The following is a 20385-nucleotide window of genomic DNA, read 5'->3' on the forward strand; positions in this document are numbered from 1 at the left end:
AAACGTCACGGGCGGAAGTGAAATATACCCAAAAAAAATCTTGTCGAATTATGACAGGTATGAACGGTTATTATGCGCAGGTGCCCGCATCCCCACAAGGGAATACGGGCATTTATGAGGGATTAAGAGGATAAACCGGGGGTTTTGCCCTCAGATGTGCGGTTATTCAGCGTATCGTTAAGCTTCTTGTGATCCAGCTCTTTCACCCACTTCGCCACCACAATCGTCGCCACGCCATTGCCGACCAGGTTGGTTAACGCACGGGCTTCAGACATAAAGCGGTCAATACCGAGGATCAGGGCCAGGCCCGCTACCGGCAGATGGCCCACCGCCGAAATGGTGGCCGCCAGCACGATAAATCCGCTGCCCGTTACGCCCGCCGCCCCTTTTGAAGAGAGCAGAAGCACCACCAGCAGCGTAATCTGATGGAAGATATCCATGTGGCTATTAGTGGCCTGGGCAATAAAGACCGCCGCCATCGTCAGGTATATCGAGGTGCCATCCAGGTTAAAAGAGTAGCCCGTAGGAATAACCAGCCCCACCACTGACTTACGGCAGCCCAGCTTTTCCATTTTATCGAGCATACGCGGCAGCGCGGACTCCGAAGAGGATGTGCCGAGGACAATCAGCAGCTCTTCACGAATGTAACGGATAAATTTGAAGATGCTGAAGCCGGTCGCACGGGCGATGGAGCCGAGCACCACCACCACAAACAGAATACAGGTGATGTAGAAGCAGACGATCAGCTGGCCCAGCTGTACCAGCGTGCCGACGCCGTATTTCCCGATGGTGAAGGCCATCGCGCCAAAGGCGCCAATCGGGGCCAGACGCATAATCATGTTGATGATGCCGAAGATAACCTGCGAGAAGCTTTCAATGACGTTAAAAATCAGCTGGCCTTTGCTGCCAAGACGGTGCAGGGCAAAGCCAAACAGCACGGCAAACAGCAGTACCTGGAGGATGTTTCCGCTGGCGAACGCGCCAATCACGCTGCTCGGGATCACGTCCAGCAGGAAGGCAACAATCCCCTGATCTTTCGCCTGTTCAGCGTAAACCGCCACCGCTTTCGCATCCAGCGTGGCCGGGTCAACGTTCATGCCCGCGCCAGGCTGTACCACGTTGACAATAATCAGGCCGATAATCAGCGCGATGGTACTGACAATCTCGAAGTACAGCAGGGCAACCGCCCCCGTACGCCCGACCGCCTTCATGCTTTCCATGCCAGCGATACCGGTCACCACGGTACAGAAAATGACCGGCGCGATGATCATTTTGATGAGCTTAACGAACGCGTCGCCAAGCGGTTTCATCTGCGCGCCCAGCTCCGGGTAGTAGTGACCGAGCAGAATACCGATGGCGATGGCTGTCAGGACCTGGAAGTAAAGACTTTTGAAGAGTGAGGTTTTCATAGGGTGTCCCTGGAAAGAAAAACTACAGGCTTTGTAAGGTTATGGTTAACCTGCGGCTTTAAAATAACACCCACATAACAGGACAGAAATAAACGGGGTTCAAATTTGAAACACAAATGTTAAGAACTTTGAGCTGGCTCGCACAAGCCAGCAACAAAATTACACTTTTGCGTTATTGCCAGCGTCGGCGAGATAGCGTTGCTCAAAGATATCCGTCGGTACGGCGCGATCAAACAGGAAGCCCTGTCCGCTCTCTACGCCCGCCGCAGCCAGCCACTCACGCTGGGCGTCGGTTTCAATACCCTCGGCAATGACGTGCAGATTCAGGCTGTGCGCCATCTGAATAATGGCCTGCACCAGGCTGCAATCTTCCGGCAGCCCTTCCACAAAGGTTTTGTCGATTTTCAGGACGTCCACCGGCAACGTTTTCATGTGCTGGAGCTGACGCAGGCCGGAATACCCCATACCGAAATCGTCCAGCGCAATGCGGATCCCGGCATTACGCAGCGGTTTCAGGATGGCGACAGCGTCGTCAGGATTATCGATACAACGGCTCTCGGTGACTTCCAGGATCAACGTGTGGGGCTGGATGCGGTAGCGATGGATCAACTCAAGCATCTCCGGCACCATGGTCGGGTGCATCAGCTGTAGCGCAGAGAGATTCACCGACAGCGGCAGCGTGATGCCCCGTTGTTGCCAGGCCGCAAGCTGGCGGCAAGACTCTTCCAGCACCCAGTAGCCGACGGTGACCATCAGGCCGCAGGACTCGATACGTTCGATCATCCCTTCAGGCAGCTCCCACGTGCCGTCCGGCTGTTGCATACGCAGCAACGCTTCGGCGCTGGTCACTTCACCCGTGCGCAAATTGACCTGCGGCTGTAGCCAGAGCGCAAACTGGCGATTGTCCATCGCCGTCAGAATGTCGCTCTCTTCCGTCAGGCGCTGCTGGGCTTTTTCCATCTGCTCCGGATCAAAGAACTGGATCTGGTTTTTCCCTTTCCGCCGCGCGGTGAACGCGGCCGAGAAAGCCCGACGATAAAGCTGCTCGGCGGTCAGCCCCCCGGAGTACATCGCAATACCGATGCTGGCGCTCGGGCGAAGCTGGATACCCTGAATGGGCAGCCGCTCATTAATGACAGTGAGTACTTGCTGACCTAGCGTAATGGCGTGCCACGGCTCTTTAACACCGTTCGCGATCACCACCAGGTCATAGCCGCTGACCTGGGTGAGCACCATGCGCGGCGCCAGAACGGATTTCACCTTTTCCACCAGCGTCAGTAACAGCATTTCGCGCTGGCTCTCTTTCAGCACGCCCGCCGTGTCCTGCAAGGTTTCGCAGGCAATCACCATCAGCGCGGTGGTCTGCTGGCGGGCGACGGTCTGCTCCAGCAAGGCCATTAAAAACGCTTTGTTTGGCAGATCAGATACCGGAAAACGGGTGGCGTTGCTACTGAGCTCTTCCTGCTGACGCAGGACACGCTGCTGGTTGATATTGTAACTGCGGACCAGCATGCCAATTTCATCATCGTGATGCAGGCGCGGCAACGGAAGCTGATGCCCCATGTGCTCCTGTGGAGAGAGGTCGTTCAGCTCCCGGGCTATGCGGCGCAACGGATGCACAATTAACCGGTTGATACACCACGTCAGCGCCACGCTCAGCATTAATGTCAAAAGTAAGTAAGTGGTCACTAATGTAGCAACCCAACTCATGACGAATTTATACATGCGGTACGAGTCGGCCTGTAGCACCAGGTAGGCCAGCGGTTGCGGGTTAGCCGGTCTTTCCAGGGAGTAGAGAGGCAGGGAAATTTGCACCGGCAGTTCAAACAGGCGCATCACCATCATCGGGACGGAACGCTCCGGGATAAAGCTCATCCGCAGCGCCTGGAACTGATTCGGCAGTACAACATCCGCGCGGCTCACGATACCGGCGGGCTGAATGCGCTTCAGGATGGATTCCGCCTCGGGGATATCCCCTTTCAGGATCGAGGCTGACAGGGGTTCCCGCACCGAGCGGGCAATACTTTCCAGTTGCGAAGCCGTGTTGTAGCGATTCTGCTGTACGGAGTGAAACAGCAAAATGACGCAGAAGATGAAGACAAACAGCATTGTGACGGCAGACACCATCGCCATCTGTTTGATCGTTAAGGAACGGCTGACACGCAAAATGACTCTCCACAAAACTCGAAGCGCAGGGCGCACCAGGGTGTAAACCTGGTGCGTCCGAGTATACCCGATAGCTGCACTTTTAAGAGAGACTTACAATTAGATTAAGTAAAAATCCGATCACCAGTCTGCATAAGGCACCAGCGGTTCCGGTGGTAAGTCCATATCACCCTGCCAGCCCGCGGCAGAATACCGAACGTAGAGCAGCGCATGGCTCGGGGTATAGTCTTTTGCTTCCTGAATATCGACGCCCAGACCGACAAACCAGTTGGACGTCACGCGGCGTTCAACAATCGCCCTTGCGGTATAACCCGTGCCTGACGAGCTACTTCCGGTTTCCATCACACCTTTATCGGTATAACGGCCTGGCTCATTGTCCGGGATCAGCCCCTGTAACGGATAACGCATCACATCTTTTGTTTTTGAATGAGACCAGGAGACGGAGCCGCCCAGCTCCCATGACCAGTTCTCTGTGCGTTTACGCCAGTTCACCGGTAAGGCGAACGACACATACTCCTGGGGACTGTAGTAACCGCCCTGGCCCAGCGAATAGCCACTTAAATCCTTATCGTAATGCCAGAGCATGTTGGACACGCCCACCGTCAGGCGTTCGTTGTTCTGATTGATGAGCTTGTAGTAATAGCCGGTCATCCAGCGGACGCGCCAGTTATCTTCGACATTCTTCCCGGTGAGGCTGTCGGCACTCAGGCTTGACCAGATACCGTTAGCTTCGCCTTTGTCGTAGCTCATGCTCACGCCGCCACCGGTGGCACGCACGCCGCCCCAGGTGGTGTCGGTATTGGGATCTTTTTGCCCGGCGAAGGCCAGCACCGAGCTGGAAATCGGACGGCGATGGGCGTTCAGGGTGTAGCCAATCGGCCCTAAATCGTTGCTGTAGCTCAGGCTGCCCACCACATCGACCACGTCGAAGCCCATCGGCGTTGTACCGATATCCCACGCCCAGGTTTTGTTCTGCCAGCCGACGGCCACGCTGGCGCCGTTGGCCGACTGGTTCGTGCTGCCGTGACATGGCGTTTCGGCACAGGTACCCCATGTCGGATCGTAAGTTCCGTTATCGGTGTCAAAGGAACCGGCGTTCATATTGACCAGATCGCTACGGAAGAACATACGTCCATCCGACAGCGGCGCATCAACCTGGAGCATGGTGGTGTGCGCTTTCAGGTCGGAATAGCCTCCCGTGCCGCTGGAGCCCCAGTAGTCGTGTTGCAGCGTGACGTTCAGATCCTGCTGACGATAAAGATCGCCTGCATCACTACGCACGCCGCGCTTCAGCCAGTCATCTTTCTCATCGTTACGCGTGAGTCGCGTAAAGCTGTCGTTATCGGTCGGACGGGTCGTTGTGATGCCCGATGAGACCATCGCATCTTTCCAGGTGTCCAGCGCCTGCTGAGGCTGACCATTTTGTGCCTGGAAACGGGCGGCATCGCGCATCACCAGCGCACTTTCCATCGAAGGCTGCTGCGATTTGGCCTGCGGAAGAATGGCGTTGAAGGTCTTTTCGGCCGCGGCAGGATCACCCAGTCCGGCCTGCGCCATGGCAAGCCGGCGCTGCATATTGATGGAGAGCGGTTCGCCGTTCTGTGCCGCGGGCAGTTTCGCCAGCGCCGCGCGCGCCGAGTCCTTGTTGCCCTGGGCAAGAGAGACCTCGGTCAGGCCGAGGATCGCGTCTTCGTTCTGCGGTTCGCGTTGCAGAATGGTGTTGTAGGCGGTTTTCGCGGCCTCATGATCGCCCCGCTGTTCAGCCCAGTCCGCCAGCGTCAGGTCGATACGGGTGGACGGAGGCTGCTGGCGAAGCAACGTTTCCGCCTCCTGCTCTTTTCCACTGTCGCGCAGGCGGTTGGCGGTTTCCAGCACCTGGTTACTTTGCAGGCGGTCCGCCAGCGCCTGAATGTTGCCGTTCCACTTGTCGCGCGGCAGCGTGTTCAGATGCGCCAGCGCCGCCCGGTCCTGATCGTTACCGGACAGGTACAGCCCGCTGGCGTAAACCTGATCCGGATCGCCCGGTTTCTGACTTGCCAGCTGACGCATCAGGTTATCCGCCTGGCTGCGCTGACCCGCGCTATACAGATCGCGTGACAGTCGGTAGGTGATCCACACGTCGCCCGGGGAAAGCGCAAGGCGTCGGCGCTGAATTTCTGCGGCCTGCGCATATTTCCCCTCGCTTTCCAGCTGTTCAGCCTGGGCTGACAGCTGCTCGTTCGTCAGGCTACGTTCAATATCATCAATGCTGCGGCGCTGGCTGGCAGAGAGCGACTGAATAAACTGCGTCGCCTTCTCCGGAGACTGCGCGCGATAAATATTAGCGAGACCGCGCACCGCGTTGCTGTTGCCGCTGTCCATCCGCAACGCCTGGCGGTAATAGCGCTCGGCCGCGTCGTTATCTTTGCGCGCCGCCGCCGCATCACCGAGCCCCAGAACCGCGTAGCTGTCAGTATTGTCGATATTGCGCGCCTGCTGGTAATAGCGTTCGGCCTGGGCCGTATTGTTGGCTTTCAGGGCGTTATCCCCCTGCTGGATCAGCAGCCAGTATCGGTTGACCTTCAGCAGGCTGTCCCATTTGCCCCGGTTATCGCTCTGCGGATCGAGGGCGATCGCCTTTTCAAACTGCGCAACCGCACGCGCGCGATCGCCTTTCTGAGAATAGGCCTGCCCCAGAGCGCCTACGGCTTCACTGTCAGCGTGGTTGGCGCTGACTGCTTTTTGCAACTCCGTTACCGCTTTACTGCCCTGCCCGGCATCCACTGCGGCTAACCCTTCGGCTTTGGCGCGGAACGCCGGATCGGCGAGCTGTTTTTGCTGTGCTTCAAGCTGGGTGCGCGCCGCCGTCACGTTATCGCCATCGCTGAATACGCTCAGGTATTGTTGCAGCGCGGTGACGCTGGCGCTGCTGACCGGCTGATCTTTGATCTGCTGGTACCACATGTCCGACGCCTGACTGCGGCCATTATTCGATTTGGCCATCTCCTGCAACACCGCGAACCCTTCATCACGCCGTCCGCTCTGGAACAGAAGCTGTGCCAGCGAGGACTGTAGCGGGACGTTGCCCGGACTGCTGGCGTTTATTTTCTTAAGCTGATTAATGGCCAGGTTGCGGCGGGCTGGCTCTTTCGCCACCACGTTCCAGTACTCCGTCGCGATGTCGCCGCTGGGCGGCTTACCGTCAAACAGTTTGTCATACGCAGCAATGGCTTCCTGCGTGTGCCCGGTGGTGGCAAGCAGGCGAGCCTGCTGGAGGGCCTGGCGACCATTCGGCGTGGAGAGCAGCATGGTAGTACGGGAGGACTGGTAGGCACTGGAATCGGGTGCCATTCCTTTCAGGCGATCCAGCTCTTTTTGCGCGCCCGCCGTATCGCCCTGTCGTAACAGGTAGCGGAAGCGCGCGGCAATCACGTCCGGGTTGTTGGGATCGATCAGCTCAAGGCGATAGAGCGACTGGCGCACTAAATCCTCACGCTGGGTGGATTCCCCCAGACGGACCTGTTCCAGCAGCTGTCTCTGCTGCGGGGAGTTGGCGGCCTGGGCCAGGGGCATTAGCGCCAGGCCAAGCGATAAGGTGAGTAGATTCAGTGTGAACGTGCGCATTCCTGGCCCCAATCCGGTAGTAATTCACCTTGCACGGTGAAACGAAAACGATGCTGATCCCACCCTTGTCCAAAGAGGGTCAGAACGTAGCTGTAATAAGCATTGTTATCGGGAAAACGATCGGCGACGTGCTGGCGTTGCACCGCCTGCGCGTCCCGGTTTTGTAAAAACGGAAGGAGAGAGGCAGAAAACCCTACCGGCCCATCTCCGGTGCGTTTCCCGGTAGCTACATCCACTTTCTCCGGCGGCAAGCCTTGTTTGATTGTGGTGGTCGCCATGGGCTTGAAACGCGCCAGTAGCCGGGCTTTCTGCGGATCGTTATCGTTCATCATCCCTACCCACAGATAGACGCGAATCGCATCGTAGCTGCCGATCAGGGATGCATCCTGCGACAGCTGCCAGCCGCCCTTTTTCTGGTATTTCACCCAGTTCGGGGAAAATCCTTTAGGCGCGGTCTCCAGCAGCAGACGCAGGTTAGTTTCACGGAGCGTCGTCCACGGCGCGCCAAAACGGGTGAAATAGCTCGCAAGCTGCGGCGGCAGGTAGCTGGGGTTGAAGCGCCAGACACTCTCTTCGGCAAAACCGACTTTACCCGGCAGCAGCATAGAACCCAGCCCCGGCACCTTCACCACTTCCTCACTGGCAATGCGCGTCAACAGCGCCTTACCCGTGCGCGTGTAATCGGGATTTTTCCACAGCCGCCCGGCTTCCAGCAGCGACCAGGCAATCCAGATATCGGCATCAGACGCGGAGTTAGGGTCGATAACCGCCCAGGTTTCGTCGTCCTTTTTTCCCCACAGCCAGGCCGGGAGATGTTGGGCTAAATCTCCCTCGGCAAGGTTATCGCGCGTCCATGCCAGCAGCAGATCGAACGCCTTGCGATCGTTTGCCGCGAGGGCAAAGAACAGCCCGTAGCTTTGCCCTTCGGAGGTGGTGATTTTGCGCGCGTCACTGGGATCAATGACCCGCCCACTTTCGCTCATATAATCCTGCTTGAACGTCTCCCAGGCAGGCCAGCGACAGGCAGCGTGAAGATTCGCCGCCGCCAGCATCAACGCTGCGACTACACACCCGCGAAAGATTTTCATCACCGCTTACTCATGGTCCGGGTTAAGACGACGACGGCTGATGATTCGCAGCAGACGCCACAGTACCCACGCCAGCAATACGACGCTGAGCGCAGCCAGCACGGCCAGCAGCACCGGGTGGTTAGACAGGGCGTACCACAGGCGTTCGAACCACGGCAGATGACCGACGTAGTAGACATCCCCCACGCGCAGGCTGTTTACCCCCGACTCACGGATCACCGAGACGGAACCGAACATTGCTGCCCGTTTACCGCTGTCGTTCATGGCCGTGTTGAGCAGCTCATAGCCGCGTGGGCTGTCCGCCAGCAGGGCGATAACGCTGCGCTGGTCGTTATACGGCGACTGGAAGCCGACAATCGCGGCCATCGGACCCGTTGAACTTACGGTCGTCCTGATATTGGCCTGACGATCGCCGCTGTCCGGCATGATGCTCGGGAACTCGGTCTGACGCAGCGGCGTGTTGACCCATGACTGAGCCGCCTGCACCAGCAGATCGACGCGCTTCTCGTCTTTCAGCTTGTCCGGAATGTTGCCGATGACCATGATATCGGCATCTTTGTTCTGGATCTGACTACCGTCATCCGTCACCGTCACGTTGATAGCCGGCAAGCCGGTTTGCGCCCCAACGGTACCCATGGTGTCCAGCAGCGTGGCAACCTGACCTTCGTTGGCCGCTTTTGGCATCACGACAATCGATTCAGAGAGATCAGCCATGCGGCTGAACGGGAAGCTGGCGTTAGCAAAGGCACGCAGATCCGGCATCGCGATAAAGTGGTAATACTTCGAGAAGTCGATCGTGGAATCATCGCCAATCACCACGTGGTTTTGCACCGGCTGGAAGGTAATACAGTTTTCCACCGATCCACCCGGCATGGGGTTCATATACTGGAAGTTAAACCGCAGCTGGTTCACCGCACCGAGCTTCAGCGCCGGGATCGACACATCGGTTTTGCCATCCAGCAGCCCCTGCAATACAGGCAGACGAAGCATCAACCGGTTTGTCTCCTGGCTGCTGGTCAGGCTGAACGATTGCAGGAACTGGTTGTTGAGGCTGATATCCATGCGCGAGCTGTCTTTGGTTGCCGGCGCGGTGTAACGGTAGTTCAGGTTGATATCAATGCCGTTGGTGCGCAGCAGATAGAGATCCGGCGGCAGGTTCAGCGACAGGCTGACAGGAGAAGGTTCAAGCCCGGTTGACTGCAATTGCTCTTCATAGGTTTTCAGCTCGCCAAAGGTGATTGCCCGGTCGGTACGTACCCAGTTCGGCGCATCATAAGGCTTACGCGCCAGCAGCGGTTTCACCTCATCCACCACAACGCTGTTACCGCGGAACAGGATATTTCCCTGCGCAATGCCCTTCGCCGCCTGCACCAGATCTTTGTCATCACGGCCGAAGATCACCAGCAGCTTCACGTACGGATTGTCCGGATGGCTGATCATCTCGATGGTGGGTGCTTTCACCTCCGGATGGTCACGCAGGAATGCCGGGCGTTTGGCGTTGGTGGCAAACACAATCGCGTTTTTGTCTGGCATTTTGTCGTACATGACCGGGAAACTTTGACCACGCCAGCCGGAGCGGGAACCAAACCAGGATGCCACGATAGAGGCCGCCAGCTGTTCGGTCACATCCGGCGAGCCGGCAAAGACCATCGGCAGATTCAGCGGACGGTTATCACGCGGGTCGAAGAACGGCACCGGGAAGGCGGAGAGATCGTTTTTCAACGCCAGCGGCTGATAGGTCATCTGAAGCGAAGAGTTACGCCCGACATCCAGCCACAGGGTGCTGCTGGCCGGGTTTTCACAGACATCGCGGTAGTGGCCGACAAACTCCAGACGCACGCGGTTAAAGTCGGTGATAAACAGCGGATTAATCGGCACCTGAGCCAGGGTTTTCTTACCCAGTTGCTCTTTGGTGACGGGCAGGACGTCCATCAGCTCGTCATTCAGATAGACCTTAAGCTGGGACTGCACCGGCAGCAACGACGGCGATGGGGTGTATTCCAGGTTGAGCATCGCTTTTGACACAACTTCATCGCTGCGCATACCGAATTCGATACCGCCATTTGGGTTGATGCCGCGCAGAACCATGCTGCCCGGAGGAGGCGCGATCTGGGCAAACGTCAGCTTAACGTCACGCGACGGCGTATTTTCGGCAACCACCGGCGCACTGGCTCCCGGCACGCCAGGCATGACCTGCCCAACCACCGGGTTGTCGCCGGGCAGCGTATTCCCCGTCGTCGGCTGATTCGGGACAACGTTCTCCGTCTGCCCCGGCGCGGCCGTCACAACCGGATCGGTCGCTTGCGCGACGACAGGCACCGTTGGCGCGGGCGTGGTCGCTGCGTTATCAGGCGCCGCGTTAGCCACTGTTGCAGGGAGCGCACTCATCCCCATTGCCACTGCACATAACCAGGAAAGTTTTGTTTTCATCGCGTTATCATCATTGTTGAGCCATAACCGGGTCCGCCTGCTTCGCTTCATCTCGCTCAGGTCGACGCGGAATGAACGACACGACCCAGGAAACCAGTGAAGTAAGTGACCGGAAAATTAATTTCACCGACGACGGGGCAAATTCTGCAAGGTGACGATAGCCACGGAACCCCAGCTTAAGAATATCCAGCAGGCTTTCCAGAGGCTTATCCTCAGGGAAGCTGTCCTGCCAGAGAGCCCACGTATCCGCGCGGGCAAACGTACACTGCACAAAATCAATGTGTTGTTTTTTGGTCAGCGGCATCAGTTGCAGACCCACTTCATTTCCTCTCACACGCACCACCTGCGTCGGGAAGACATACTCCTGCTGGCCGCGCTTAAGCAGTAGGTTGACCTTCTGCCCCTCCAGCACCTTCGCCTGACCGTTGATCTTGATACCCAGACCGCCATCCGAAAAGTCATGTACGGTACAGGAGAAGAGATGTCCATCGTCGCGGGCAATGGCCGCTGGCATGCTGATTTCGACGCGATGCGCGCGGCGAACCTGCTTGCTCTCCACCGATACCGCCACCGCGCCACCGAGGATAATCAGGTTATAAAACACCCACGCCATACTCACGAAGACCGTCAGAATTTCGTTTTCCGGGCCGTAGAAGTAGCGCCAGATCCCAACAATCACGCCCACAATATTCAGCAGCACCAGGAAGATATAGGGCCGGGAGATCACCCAGTCGACATACTCCTCTTCCACCAGCCCGCCCTTCGCGGTGACGTTGAATTTCCCTTTATGCGGGTTAATCAGCGCCACCATGGTTGGCGGCGCGATGTACCAGGCCAGCACCGTTTCGTAAATTTCACTCCAGAAGGAGTGCCGATATTTCCCCTGAATCTTCGAGTTCGTCAGGCTGGCGTGGATCATGTGCGGCAGAACGAACAGGGCAATCATCAGCGCAGGCGCATAGATGATGTAAGCGTGAAGGAGCAGGAACGCCAGCGGCGCTGTGAGAAAGATAAGCCGTGGAATACCCGACAGGAAGTGGAACATGGCGTTGACGTAGCACAGCCGTTGCGCCAGCTTCAGCCCTTTACCCATCAGCGGGTTATCGAGCCTGAAAATTTGCACCATGCCGCGGGCCCAGCGAATACGCTGGCCGATGTGCGCCGACAGGGATTCCGTGGCCAACCCCGCCGCCTGAGGAATACGCATGTAGGCCGAGGTATAGCCAAGACGGTGCAGACGCAGCGAGGTGTGCGCATCTTCCGTGACCGTCTCGACGGCGATCCCGCCAATTTCATCCAGCGGTTTCCGGCGGATCACCGCACAGGAGCCGCAGAAGAACGTGGCGTCCCACATGTCGTTCCCGTCCTGCACCAGGCCATAGAACAGCGTGCCCTCGTTCGGGGTTTTACGAAAACGACCGAGGTTACGTTCAAACGGGTCCGGTGAGAAGAAGTGGTGCGGCGTCTGCATCATCGCAAGCTCTTTCTCCTTCAGGAACCAGCCCATGGTCATTTGCAGGAACGAGCGCGTTGGCACGTGGTCGCAGTCGAAAATAGAGACGAACTCCCCTTTGGCATATTTCAGCGCATTGTTGATGTTACCGGCTTTCGCGTGTTCATGCGTGGTACGGGCGATGTACTCTACCCCCACTTCGTCCGCGAACTGGCGGAACTCGGCGCGGCCACCGTCATCGAGGATCCAGATTTTGATTTTATCCTTCGGCCAGTCGATACCCAGCGCGGCGTAAATGGTGTTTTTTACCACCGACAGGTCTTCGTTGTAGGTCGGCACGAAGAGGTCCACCGTAGGCCACTGGGTCGTGTCTTTTGGCAGCGGCACCGGCTGTCGATTCAGCGGCCAGATAACCTGGAAGTAACCCAGCACCAGCACGATCCAGGCGTAAGTCTCAGCAAACAGCAGCACTAAGCCGCACACCAGGCTGACCGGATCGTCCCAGTTCAGCGTTGAGGTATATCGCCACCAGATGTAGCGGCAGGAAACGGTCAGCGATAGCACAATCAGCATCAGGGCAGAAAAACGCCCTGGTATGCGCCGCACCAGCAGCGCCACGCCCCACAGCAGGATCAGGAAGGTGAACTGCGCCAGCGGGTTGAAAGGCTGGGTAATACAGACCAGCGCAAGAATCAGCGAGAACACCACAACCACGCCGAGAATAAAACGCCGCAAGCCCGGGTGTAGGTGCCCGAGCTCTTTTTGGTTATCTAAATGACCCGTTTTGTCGCCCACCCGGTCGGGTAGCCGGTCAAGCCACTGGTGGTAGTGTTCACGCAGGTTCTGCACACGATCGAAGCTGCGCCAGCGGGACGTTTTTTTCTCCGCGCCCGTTGAGGTCGTCAGTAGCCAGATGGACTGAATAGCGTAGCGCGCGGGATCCAGCGGACGCGGCTTGTCAGGGTTGATATGCGGATAGAGTTCACCGTGGCGCGCACGAATGCGTTGCCAGCGGGGATGCTCGAGGGGGATGAACATCCACGCCAGAATCATCCACAAACAGCCCAGCGCTGCGCTCAGCGACGAGGCGCCGTGATGACGGTAATGGCGGTAGCGTTCACTTAAGCGCGAACTGACCGGCGGAATGAGCAGCCAGTTAGTCAGGCGGCTCATACTGAACTCCCGGCAGGCTCCGGCCGTTTAGCAAAGTGCAGCAGACACCAGTTGGCCAGCGTCAGGATCTCTTCCGCCGCCAGTGAATCGCTACGGTACTCCCCGAGGGGTTGTTTGGACGCGAGGCACTCCGCCATCGCTTCGTCACGATGGATCACCATCGGCAACAGGCGGCGCTGACTCTGGAGCCAGACCTGGTAGAGATCGTCCTGGATCTGGCTGCCAATGCGCAGATCGTTGATCAGAATATGGGCATTGGCAGGCATCGGCTGCTGATGCAGACGGATATGACAATTCGCATCTACGTTCGCGATGGAGAGCACATGGTCGCACTGCGCCAGCAGCTGGCGGGTCAGCGACGCGGCACCGTGCGGCAGGTCCAGCAGGATCCACTGGTAGTGCCCGCTCTCTTTCAGGCTCTGCAATGCGGTGATGAAGCGAGAGAACAGGCGCTGGTACGCGGCTTCATTCCCGCGCTCGGTTTCGGTCAATTGACCAAAGGGAAGCAAATCGAGCTGGGAGGTATAACGCAAACCCGCATCCCGCCAGTCTTTATCGTCCAGAAGCGCACGTCCCCAGCCGTTTGCATGCGTAAAGTCGACATTGAATGACATGCGCAGCAAATTATCGGAACAGGCATCAATGACCAGTACCGATTCACCTAATACCTGCAATGACCACGCCAGCGCCGCGGTAACGGAAGTTGTACCCACCCCACCACGGACGCCCTGTAATCCTAGTACAGCCATCAATGGCTTCCTTATTGTTGTTGGGCAAACTCAGCTAATAACGGCCAACGTTTAATAGCCGCCGCCAACTGTTCCCGCTGGGAAATATCGGTGTAATCTATTTCAGGCAAAGAAAAAGCCTGCGTGAGTGCCAAAAAATCGTTCTGGAATGTGTAACCCAGACTTGAGTCGACTGGGGTTGCGGGTTCGTTATTTTGCATTCTTTTTTCATCCCTTTGAGTAAAATCATAAGATTCAGATGCAGCGAGGCGTCCTGCCCACTAAATTTCATTTACATGCTAAATCTGATGTTCTTTAATTTCAATGTTAGGTTTATTTCTACGCTTTCGCTAGTAAACTGAGAGACATAGAAATTCGACGAAAAGAGGGACACCGTGGACTCCATATTTTCTATTGGCATCCAGTCATTATGGGACGAATTGCGCCACATGCCAGTCGGAGGAGTCTGGTGGGTTAATACGGATCGTAATGAAGATGCCATCAGTCTGGTAAACCAGACGATAGCGGCGCAGGGGAAGGATTCCCGCGTGGCCATAATTACGATGGGCGATGAGCCAAAGTCAATCATCAGGCTCGACAGTGACCGTGGACCCCAGACAGTACGATTATTTTCCATGCCTGCGGAGGCTGACAGTCTATACTTTTTACCCCGCGATATTCAGTGTTCTATTGTTCCTGAACACTATTTACTGATTCTAAAATGCTCTAATAACGGCCTGCAAAATATCCCCTCTGAAAAACTGCTGAAATGGCTGGAAAGAATCAACAGATGGGCAAAAAATCAAAATTGCACCTTATTGGTTGTTAACCCAGGCAGTAATAATGACAAGCTTTTTTCACTTTTAATGAGTGAATACCGTTCTCTCTATGGCCTGGCCAGTATTCGTGTCCAGACCGACAGCCATCTTTACGACGTGGCTTTCTGGTGCAATGAAAAAGGGGTGAGCTCCCGACAACAACTTACCCTCAAACATGTCGGGGATGAGTGGCATCTTGCTCAACAGGAAGAGACGGTAGTTCAGCCACGCAGTGATGAAAAACGCGTTCTGAGTCATATTGCGGTACTGGAAGGTGCGCCTGCACTGTCTGAGCACTGGTCACTGTTCGATACCAATGAAGCCTTATTTGATGAGGCGCGCACCACGCAGGCGGCGACCATTATTTTCTCGTTGATCCAGAATAACCAAATCGAAACGCTGGCAAGGCACATTCACACATTACGTCGCCAGCGCGGCAGCGCGTTAAAAATTGTGGTGCGTGAAAATAATACCAGCCTGCGCGCCACCGATGAGCGCTTATTACTGGGCTGCGGCGCGAATATGGTCATCCCGTGGAATGCTCCCCTGTCGCGCTGTCTGACGCTGATCGAAAGCATCCAGGGCCAGCAGTTTAATCGACATGTTCCGGAAGATATCAGCACCCTGCTTTCAATGACGCAGCCGATGAAACTGCGCGGCTACCAGAAATGGGACACCTTCTGCGATGCGGTGGGCAACATGATGAGCAATACGCTGTTACCGGCAGACGGAAAAGGGGTGATGGTTGCCCTGCGCCCCGTGCCGGGTATTCGCGTTGAGCAGGCGCTTACTCTGTGCCGCCCTAACCGTATCGGGGATATCATGACCATTGGCGATAACCGCCTGGTGCTGTTCCTCTCCTTCTGCCGGGTGAACGATCTGGATACGGCGCTTAACCATATCTTCCCGCTTCCTACCGGGGATATCTTCTCGAACCGCATGGTCTGGTTTGAAGATAATTTGATCAGCGCTGAGCTTGTCCAGATGCGTGCCCTGGCTCCTGAAAAGTGGGCGAAACCGTTGCCTGTGACAAGCGGTGCCAAACCGGTTCTGAACGCGAAACATGACGGGCATGTCTGGCGTCGGGTACCTGAGCCGCTACGCTTACTGGATGAGAACAAGGAGAGCGCGCCATTATGAATATCAGCGATATCATCCAACTGGTTGTTCTGTGCGCGCTGATTTTTTTGCCGCTTGGCTACTATGCACGCCATTCCCTGCGCCGTATTCGCGATACGGTCAGATTACTGTTCGTCAAACCTCGCTATATTAAACCCGCCGGAACACTGAGTCGCGCTCCGAACGTCAAGGCAAACCGAAAACATGACTAATTCTACCTATACCTCTTCGGCGCCATCGCCACTCTGGCAATACTGGCGCGGCCTGTCCGGCTGGAATTTCTACTTTCTGGTGAAGTTTGGTCTGCTGTGGGCAGGCTATCTTAATTTCCACCCTCTGCTTAACCTGGTGTTTATGGCATTCCTGCTGATGCCAATCCCGAACCTCAGGCTGCACCGTATACGTCACTGGGTCGCTATCCCCATCGGTTTCGCCCTGTTCTGGCATGATACCTGGCTGCCCGGCCCTGAAAGCATCATGAGCCAGGGCTCCCAAGTCGCAGGTTTCAGTGCGGAATATATGCTCGATCTGGTTGAGCGCTTTATTAACTGGCAGATGATTGGCGCGGTATTTGTCCTGCTGGTCGCCTGGCTGTTCCTGTCTCAGTGGATCCGGGTGACGGTGTTTGTCGTCGCGATTATGATCTGGCTTAACGTCCTGACGCTGACGGGCCCGAGCTTCTCGCTGTGGCCAGCCGGTCAGCCGACGACAACCGTGACCACCACGGGCGGTTCCGCCGCCGCGACCGTCGCGACAGCAGGGGATACGCCTGTGGTTGGGGATATTCCAGCGCAGACTGCACCGCCGACATCCACGAACCTGAACGCGTGGCTCTCCAGTTTTTACGCTGCGGAAGATAAGCGTCAGACGAAATTCCCGGACGCGCTGCCTGCCGATGCTCAGCCGTTTGAGCTGCTGGTCATTAACATCTGTTCTCTGTCCTGGGCTGACGTTGACGCGGCTGGTTTGATGTCGCACCCACTGTGGTCGCATTTCGATATTCAGTTCAAGGACTTCAACTCGGCCACGTCGTACAGCGGCCCGGCGGCTATCCGCCTGCTGCGCGCCAGCTGCGGACAGCCTTCGCATAAGAACCTCTACCAGCCGGCAGCTAACCAGTGTTATCTGTTTGATAACCTGGCAAAACTGGGCTTTACCCAGCACCTGATGATGGGTCATAACGGTCAGTTCGGTAACTTCCTGAAAGAAGTACGTGAACAGGGTGGCATGCAGGCCCCGCTGATGGACCAGAAAGGGCTGCCGGTTACGTTGCTGGGCTTTGATGGCTCGCCGGTGTATGACGATACCGCCGTGCTTCAGCGCTGGTTAGATACCGTCGGCAAAGAGGAAGGGACACGTAGTGCGACGTTCTATAACACGCTGCCGCTGCACGACGGGAACCATTATCCCGGCGTGAGTAAAACGGCCGATTATAAGGCCCGTGCGCAGAAGTTCTTTGACGAGCTGAACGCGTTCTTCAACGAGCTGGAAAAATCAGGCCGCAAAGTGATGGTGGTGGTAGTACCGGAACATGGGGGAGCGCTGAAAGGCGACAGGATGCAGGTGTCTGGTCTGCGCGATATCCCAAGCCCGTCCATCACTAACGTTCCGGCCGGGATTAAGTTCTTTGGCATGAAGGCGCCGCATCAGGGAGCGCCAGTTGAGATCACCCAGCCAAGCAGCTATCTGGCTATCTCGGAACTGGTCGCTCGCGCAGTAGACGGTAAGCTGTTTGTGGAAGATAGCGTGAACTGGGATCAGCTCACCAGCGGGCTGCCGCAGACGGCGGAGGTATCGGAAAACGCCAATGCGGTGGTGATCCAGTATCAGAATAAGCCTTATGTCCGACTGAATGCCGGGGATTGGGTGCCGTATCCGCAGTGATGAGCTGCTACACCCTCTCCCCTGTGGGGAGAGGGTTACTCTGCACTTCGTAACGAAATTTCACCGCCCACCCAGGGCTTAATCACACCATCCTGTTCAAGAAGCAACGCACCCTGCGCGTCAATGCCGCGTGATGTGCCGTAAATCTCTTTATCCCCAATCAGCAGCTTCACCGGTCGGTTAATAAAGTTATCCAGCTTTTCCCAGCGGGACAGGAATGGCGCTAACCCCTCCTGTTCAAAGAGCGTCAGCGAACTACGCAACTCATTGATCATGCGGACGGCAAGCGTATTGCGATCGATGGTGATCCCCGCTTCCTGTAGGTTGGTCCAGGCCTGGTTCACGACATCGTTCTGCACGTTTCGCATCACCATGTTCAGCCCCGCTCCAATAACGATCTGTGCGGCATCGCCTGTTTTTCCCGTCAGTTCGACCAGGATCCCCGCCAGCTTCCGATCGTTGAGATACAGATCGTTGGGCCATTTTACCCGCACCTGATCGGCACCCAGATCGTGCAGCACCTCTGCCATCACAATGCCGATGACCAGGCTCAGCCCGATGGCCGCAGCTGGCCCCTGTTCAAGCCTCCAGTACATGGAAAGGTAGAGGTTGGCGCCAAATGGTGAGAACCACTTACGCCCCCGGCGGCCACGTCCTGCCTGTTGGTACTCGGCAACGCAGGCATCACCGGATTTCAGCTCGCTCAGGCGATCCAGCAGATACTGGTTCGTCGAATCAATGACCGGCAATACCGCGACGTTACCGTGCCCAATCTGGCTGCGGATGATCTCTTCATTCAGTAACTGGATCGGTTCCGGCAGGCTGTAGCCTTTTCCCGGCACCGTAAACACATCCACGCCCCAGTCGCGGAGCGTTTGAATATGTTTATTGATGGCAGCGCGGCTCATGCCCAGCTGTTCGCCCAGCTGCTCGCCAGAATGAAACTCGCCATCAGCAAGGATACCGATGAGAGTTAACGGAATAGTATTGTCCTTCACGCAATGGTCTCCACGGCATTCACTTCGCCCGTTCGGCCAATAAAGCGAACTTCAGGCTCCAGCCAGACGTTGAATTTTTCGCCCACGCGCTGACGAACATGGTGCGCCAGGTTGACGACATCCTCACTTGTCGCGTTGGACTGGTTGATCAGTACCAGCGCCTGCTGACGATGAACAGCAGCGCCACCAAGAGTAGTACCTTTTAATTCACACTGATCGATAAGCCAGCCTGCGGCCAGCTTCACGCTGCCATCCGCCTGAGGATAATGCGGGGCCGTTGGCCAGCCAGCGAGAAATGCTTTTGCATTTTCGCTGCTGATCACCGGGTTTTTGAAGAAACTGCCCGCATTTCCGTTGACTTTCGGGTCCGGGAGCTTGGTCATGCGCATGTGGCATACGGAATCAAATACCTCACGCGGTGTGACGGTAGCCGGGTCAAGACGGGTCAGATCGCCGTAAGTCAGAACGGGTTTCCAGGCTTTCGCCAGGCGCAGACCAACGGCCACAATGACGAAACGATCCTGATAATCGTGCTTGAAAATGCTGTCGCGATAACCAAAGCGGCACTGCTCTGCGGTCAGGCGCTTCGCCGTTCCGGTCGCGAGTTCGATGCAATCGACATATTCGCAGACGTGTTTCAGTTCGATGCCGTAGGCACCGATGTTTTGAATAGGAGATGATCCTGCACAGCCCGGGATCAGGGCCAGGTTTTCCAGTCCGGGCATCCCTTTTTCAAGGGTATATTGCACCAGATGGTGCCAGTTCTCGCCAGCACCCACGTGTAAATGCCAGCTTTCAGCGCTCTCTTTACACTCAATCCCCATGATGCGATTGACGATTACCGTCCCCGCAAAATCATCGAGAAACAGGACATTACTTCCTTCGCCCAGAATAAGTACGGGTTCACCGTTTCCTGTTGCGTTTTGCCATGCATTCAGCAACTGCTGAGCACTTTCGGCACGTACAATTTGATTAGCATTCCGTTGAATACCAAAGGTATTCCAGGGCTTAAGGGAGTGATTCATAGACGCTATCCTGATGCAAAAACCGGGATAGTTTACCGTATATATGGGGGGATAGGTGATTTGTTTATGGAAAGGAAGCAGGTGTAGAAACGCAAAAAGGCCATCCTTGCGGATGGCCTCTTCACTTGTTTGATGCCTGGCAGTTCCCTACTCTCACATGGGGAGACCCCACACTACCATCGGCGCTACGGCGTTTCACTTCTGAGTTCGGCATGGGGTCAGGTGGGACCACCGCGCTAAAGCCGCCAGGCAAATTCTTGTGCTCTGTCCTGTGTCTTTCGCACTGATACTGCGTTGGCTGCTCTCGTAAAGTCAGTCACATACCTCAGTATGCTCCTTCCTTTCCTTCGTTTGCCGCCTTGTCTCAGCGCAAAATCCTTAGGACTCTGAATCTAAGCTGAAAATCGTGTCTGTCTCTCGTTCGCCAAAACATCTTCGGCGTTGTAAGGTTAAGCCTCACGGTTCATTAGTATCGGTTAGCTCAACGCATC

The 20385-nt window shown here is 56.4% G+C and carries 13 protein-coding genes and 1 rRNA gene; 3 read left to right on the top strand and 11 right to left on the bottom strand.

Annotation, left to right across the window (positions count from 1 at the left end):
* Positions 1–122 precede the first annotated feature (122 nt).
* The 8 genes from dctA to bcsR form a co-directional block, all read right to left on the bottom strand.
* Positions 123–1409, bottom strand: coding sequence for a C4-dicarboxylate transporter DctC (gene dctA, locus ACOTZD_RS18805; protein ID WP_174402455.1), 1287 nt, complete (start codon positions 1407–1409; stop codon positions 123–125).
* Positions 1410–1568: 159 nt separating this feature from the next.
* Positions 1569–3575, bottom strand: a complete 2007-nt coding sequence (hmsP, locus tag ACOTZD_RS18810; protein WP_003861186.1) for a biofilm formation regulator HmsP — start codon at positions 3573–3575, stop codon at positions 1569–1571.
* A gap of 120 nt (positions 3576–3695) precedes the next feature.
* Positions 3696–7178, bottom strand: coding sequence for a cellulose synthase complex outer membrane protein BcsC (bcsC, locus tag ACOTZD_RS18815; protein WP_421636359.1), 3483 nt, complete (start codon positions 7176–7178; stop codon positions 3696–3698).
* Positions 7160–8266, bottom strand: a complete 1107-nt coding sequence (gene bcsZ / locus ACOTZD_RS18820) for a cellulose synthase complex periplasmic endoglucanase BcsZ (protein WP_003861183.1) — start codon at positions 8264–8266, stop codon at positions 7160–7162. The genes bcsC and bcsZ overlap by 19 nt, the downstream gene beginning before the upstream one ends.
* A gap of 6 nt (positions 8267–8272) precedes the next feature.
* Entirely contained in the window at positions 8273–10696 is a 2424-nt protein-coding gene (gene bcsB / locus ACOTZD_RS18825; protein WP_057979983.1) for a cellulose biosynthesis cyclic di-GMP-binding regulatory protein BcsB, read from the bottom strand.
* Positions 10697–10706: 10 nt separating this feature from the next.
* On the bottom strand, positions 10707–13322 hold the full coding sequence (gene bcsA, locus ACOTZD_RS18830) for a UDP-forming cellulose synthase catalytic subunit (RefSeq protein ID WP_022652015.1): 2616 nt from the start codon (positions 13320–13322) through the stop codon (positions 10707–10709).
* Positions 13319–14071: a cellulose biosynthesis protein BcsQ gene (gene bcsQ / locus ACOTZD_RS18835; RefSeq protein WP_003861177.1), complete on the bottom strand. Its 753-nt coding sequence runs from the start codon at positions 14069–14071 to the stop codon at positions 13319–13321. Before bcsQ ends, bcsA begins: the two co-directional genes overlap by 4 nt.
* 11 nt (positions 14072–14082) lie before the next feature.
* Positions 14083–14271, bottom strand: a complete 189-nt coding sequence (gene bcsR / locus ACOTZD_RS18840) for a cellulose biosynthesis protein BcsR (RefSeq protein ID WP_003861175.1) — start codon at positions 14269–14271, stop codon at positions 14083–14085.
* Positions 14272–14445: 174 nt separating this feature from the next.
* Here bcsR and bcsE point away from each other — a divergent pair, with 174 nt between their 5' ends.
* From bcsE to bcsG, 3 genes are read left to right on the top strand one after another with little or no spacing between them, the layout of a single operon-like run.
* A complete protein-coding gene (gene bcsE, locus ACOTZD_RS18845) occupies positions 14446–16008 on the top strand; it encodes a cellulose biosynthesis c-di-GMP-binding protein BcsE (RefSeq protein WP_048241681.1) in 1563 nt (520 codons plus the stop codon).
* Positions 16005–16199 carry a cellulose biosynthesis protein BcsF gene (gene bcsF / locus ACOTZD_RS18850; RefSeq protein WP_003861172.1) on the top strand — a complete coding sequence of 65 codons (195 nt, stop codon included), beginning with the start codon at positions 16005–16007 and terminating at the stop codon, positions 16197–16199. The genes bcsE and bcsF overlap by 4 nt, the downstream gene beginning before the upstream one ends.
* Entirely contained in the window at positions 16192–17871 is a 1680-nt protein-coding gene (bcsG, locus tag ACOTZD_RS18855) for a cellulose biosynthesis protein BcsG (RefSeq protein ID WP_174402454.1), read from the top strand. The genes bcsF and bcsG overlap by 8 nt, the downstream gene beginning before the upstream one ends.
* A gap of 35 nt (positions 17872–17906) precedes the next feature.
* Here the strand turns inward: bcsG and birA are convergent, their stop codons facing one another.
* The 3 genes from birA to rrf form a co-directional block, all read right to left on the bottom strand.
* Complete coding sequence (gene birA / locus ACOTZD_RS18860; RefSeq protein ID WP_003861169.1) at positions 17907–18869, bottom strand: bifunctional biotin--[acetyl-CoA-carboxylase] ligase/biotin operon repressor BirA; 963 nt, start codon at positions 18867–18869, stop codon at positions 17907–17909.
* Positions 18866–19894, bottom strand: a complete 1029-nt coding sequence (gene murB / locus ACOTZD_RS18865) for a UDP-N-acetylmuramate dehydrogenase (protein WP_022652019.1) — start codon at positions 19892–19894, stop codon at positions 18866–18868. Before murB ends, birA begins: the two co-directional genes overlap by 4 nt.
* 134 nt (positions 19895–20028) lie before the next feature.
* A 5S ribosomal RNA gene (gene rrf / locus ACOTZD_RS18870) occupies positions 20029–20144 on the bottom strand.
* Positions 20145–20385 lie beyond the last annotated feature (241 nt).

Source organism: Enterobacter cloacae complex sp. SHL022 (assembly GCF_049237785.1).
In the GTDB taxonomy this organism is placed as follows: Bacteria; Pseudomonadota; Gammaproteobacteria; order Enterobacterales; family Enterobacteriaceae; genus Enterobacter; species Enterobacter hormaechei_C.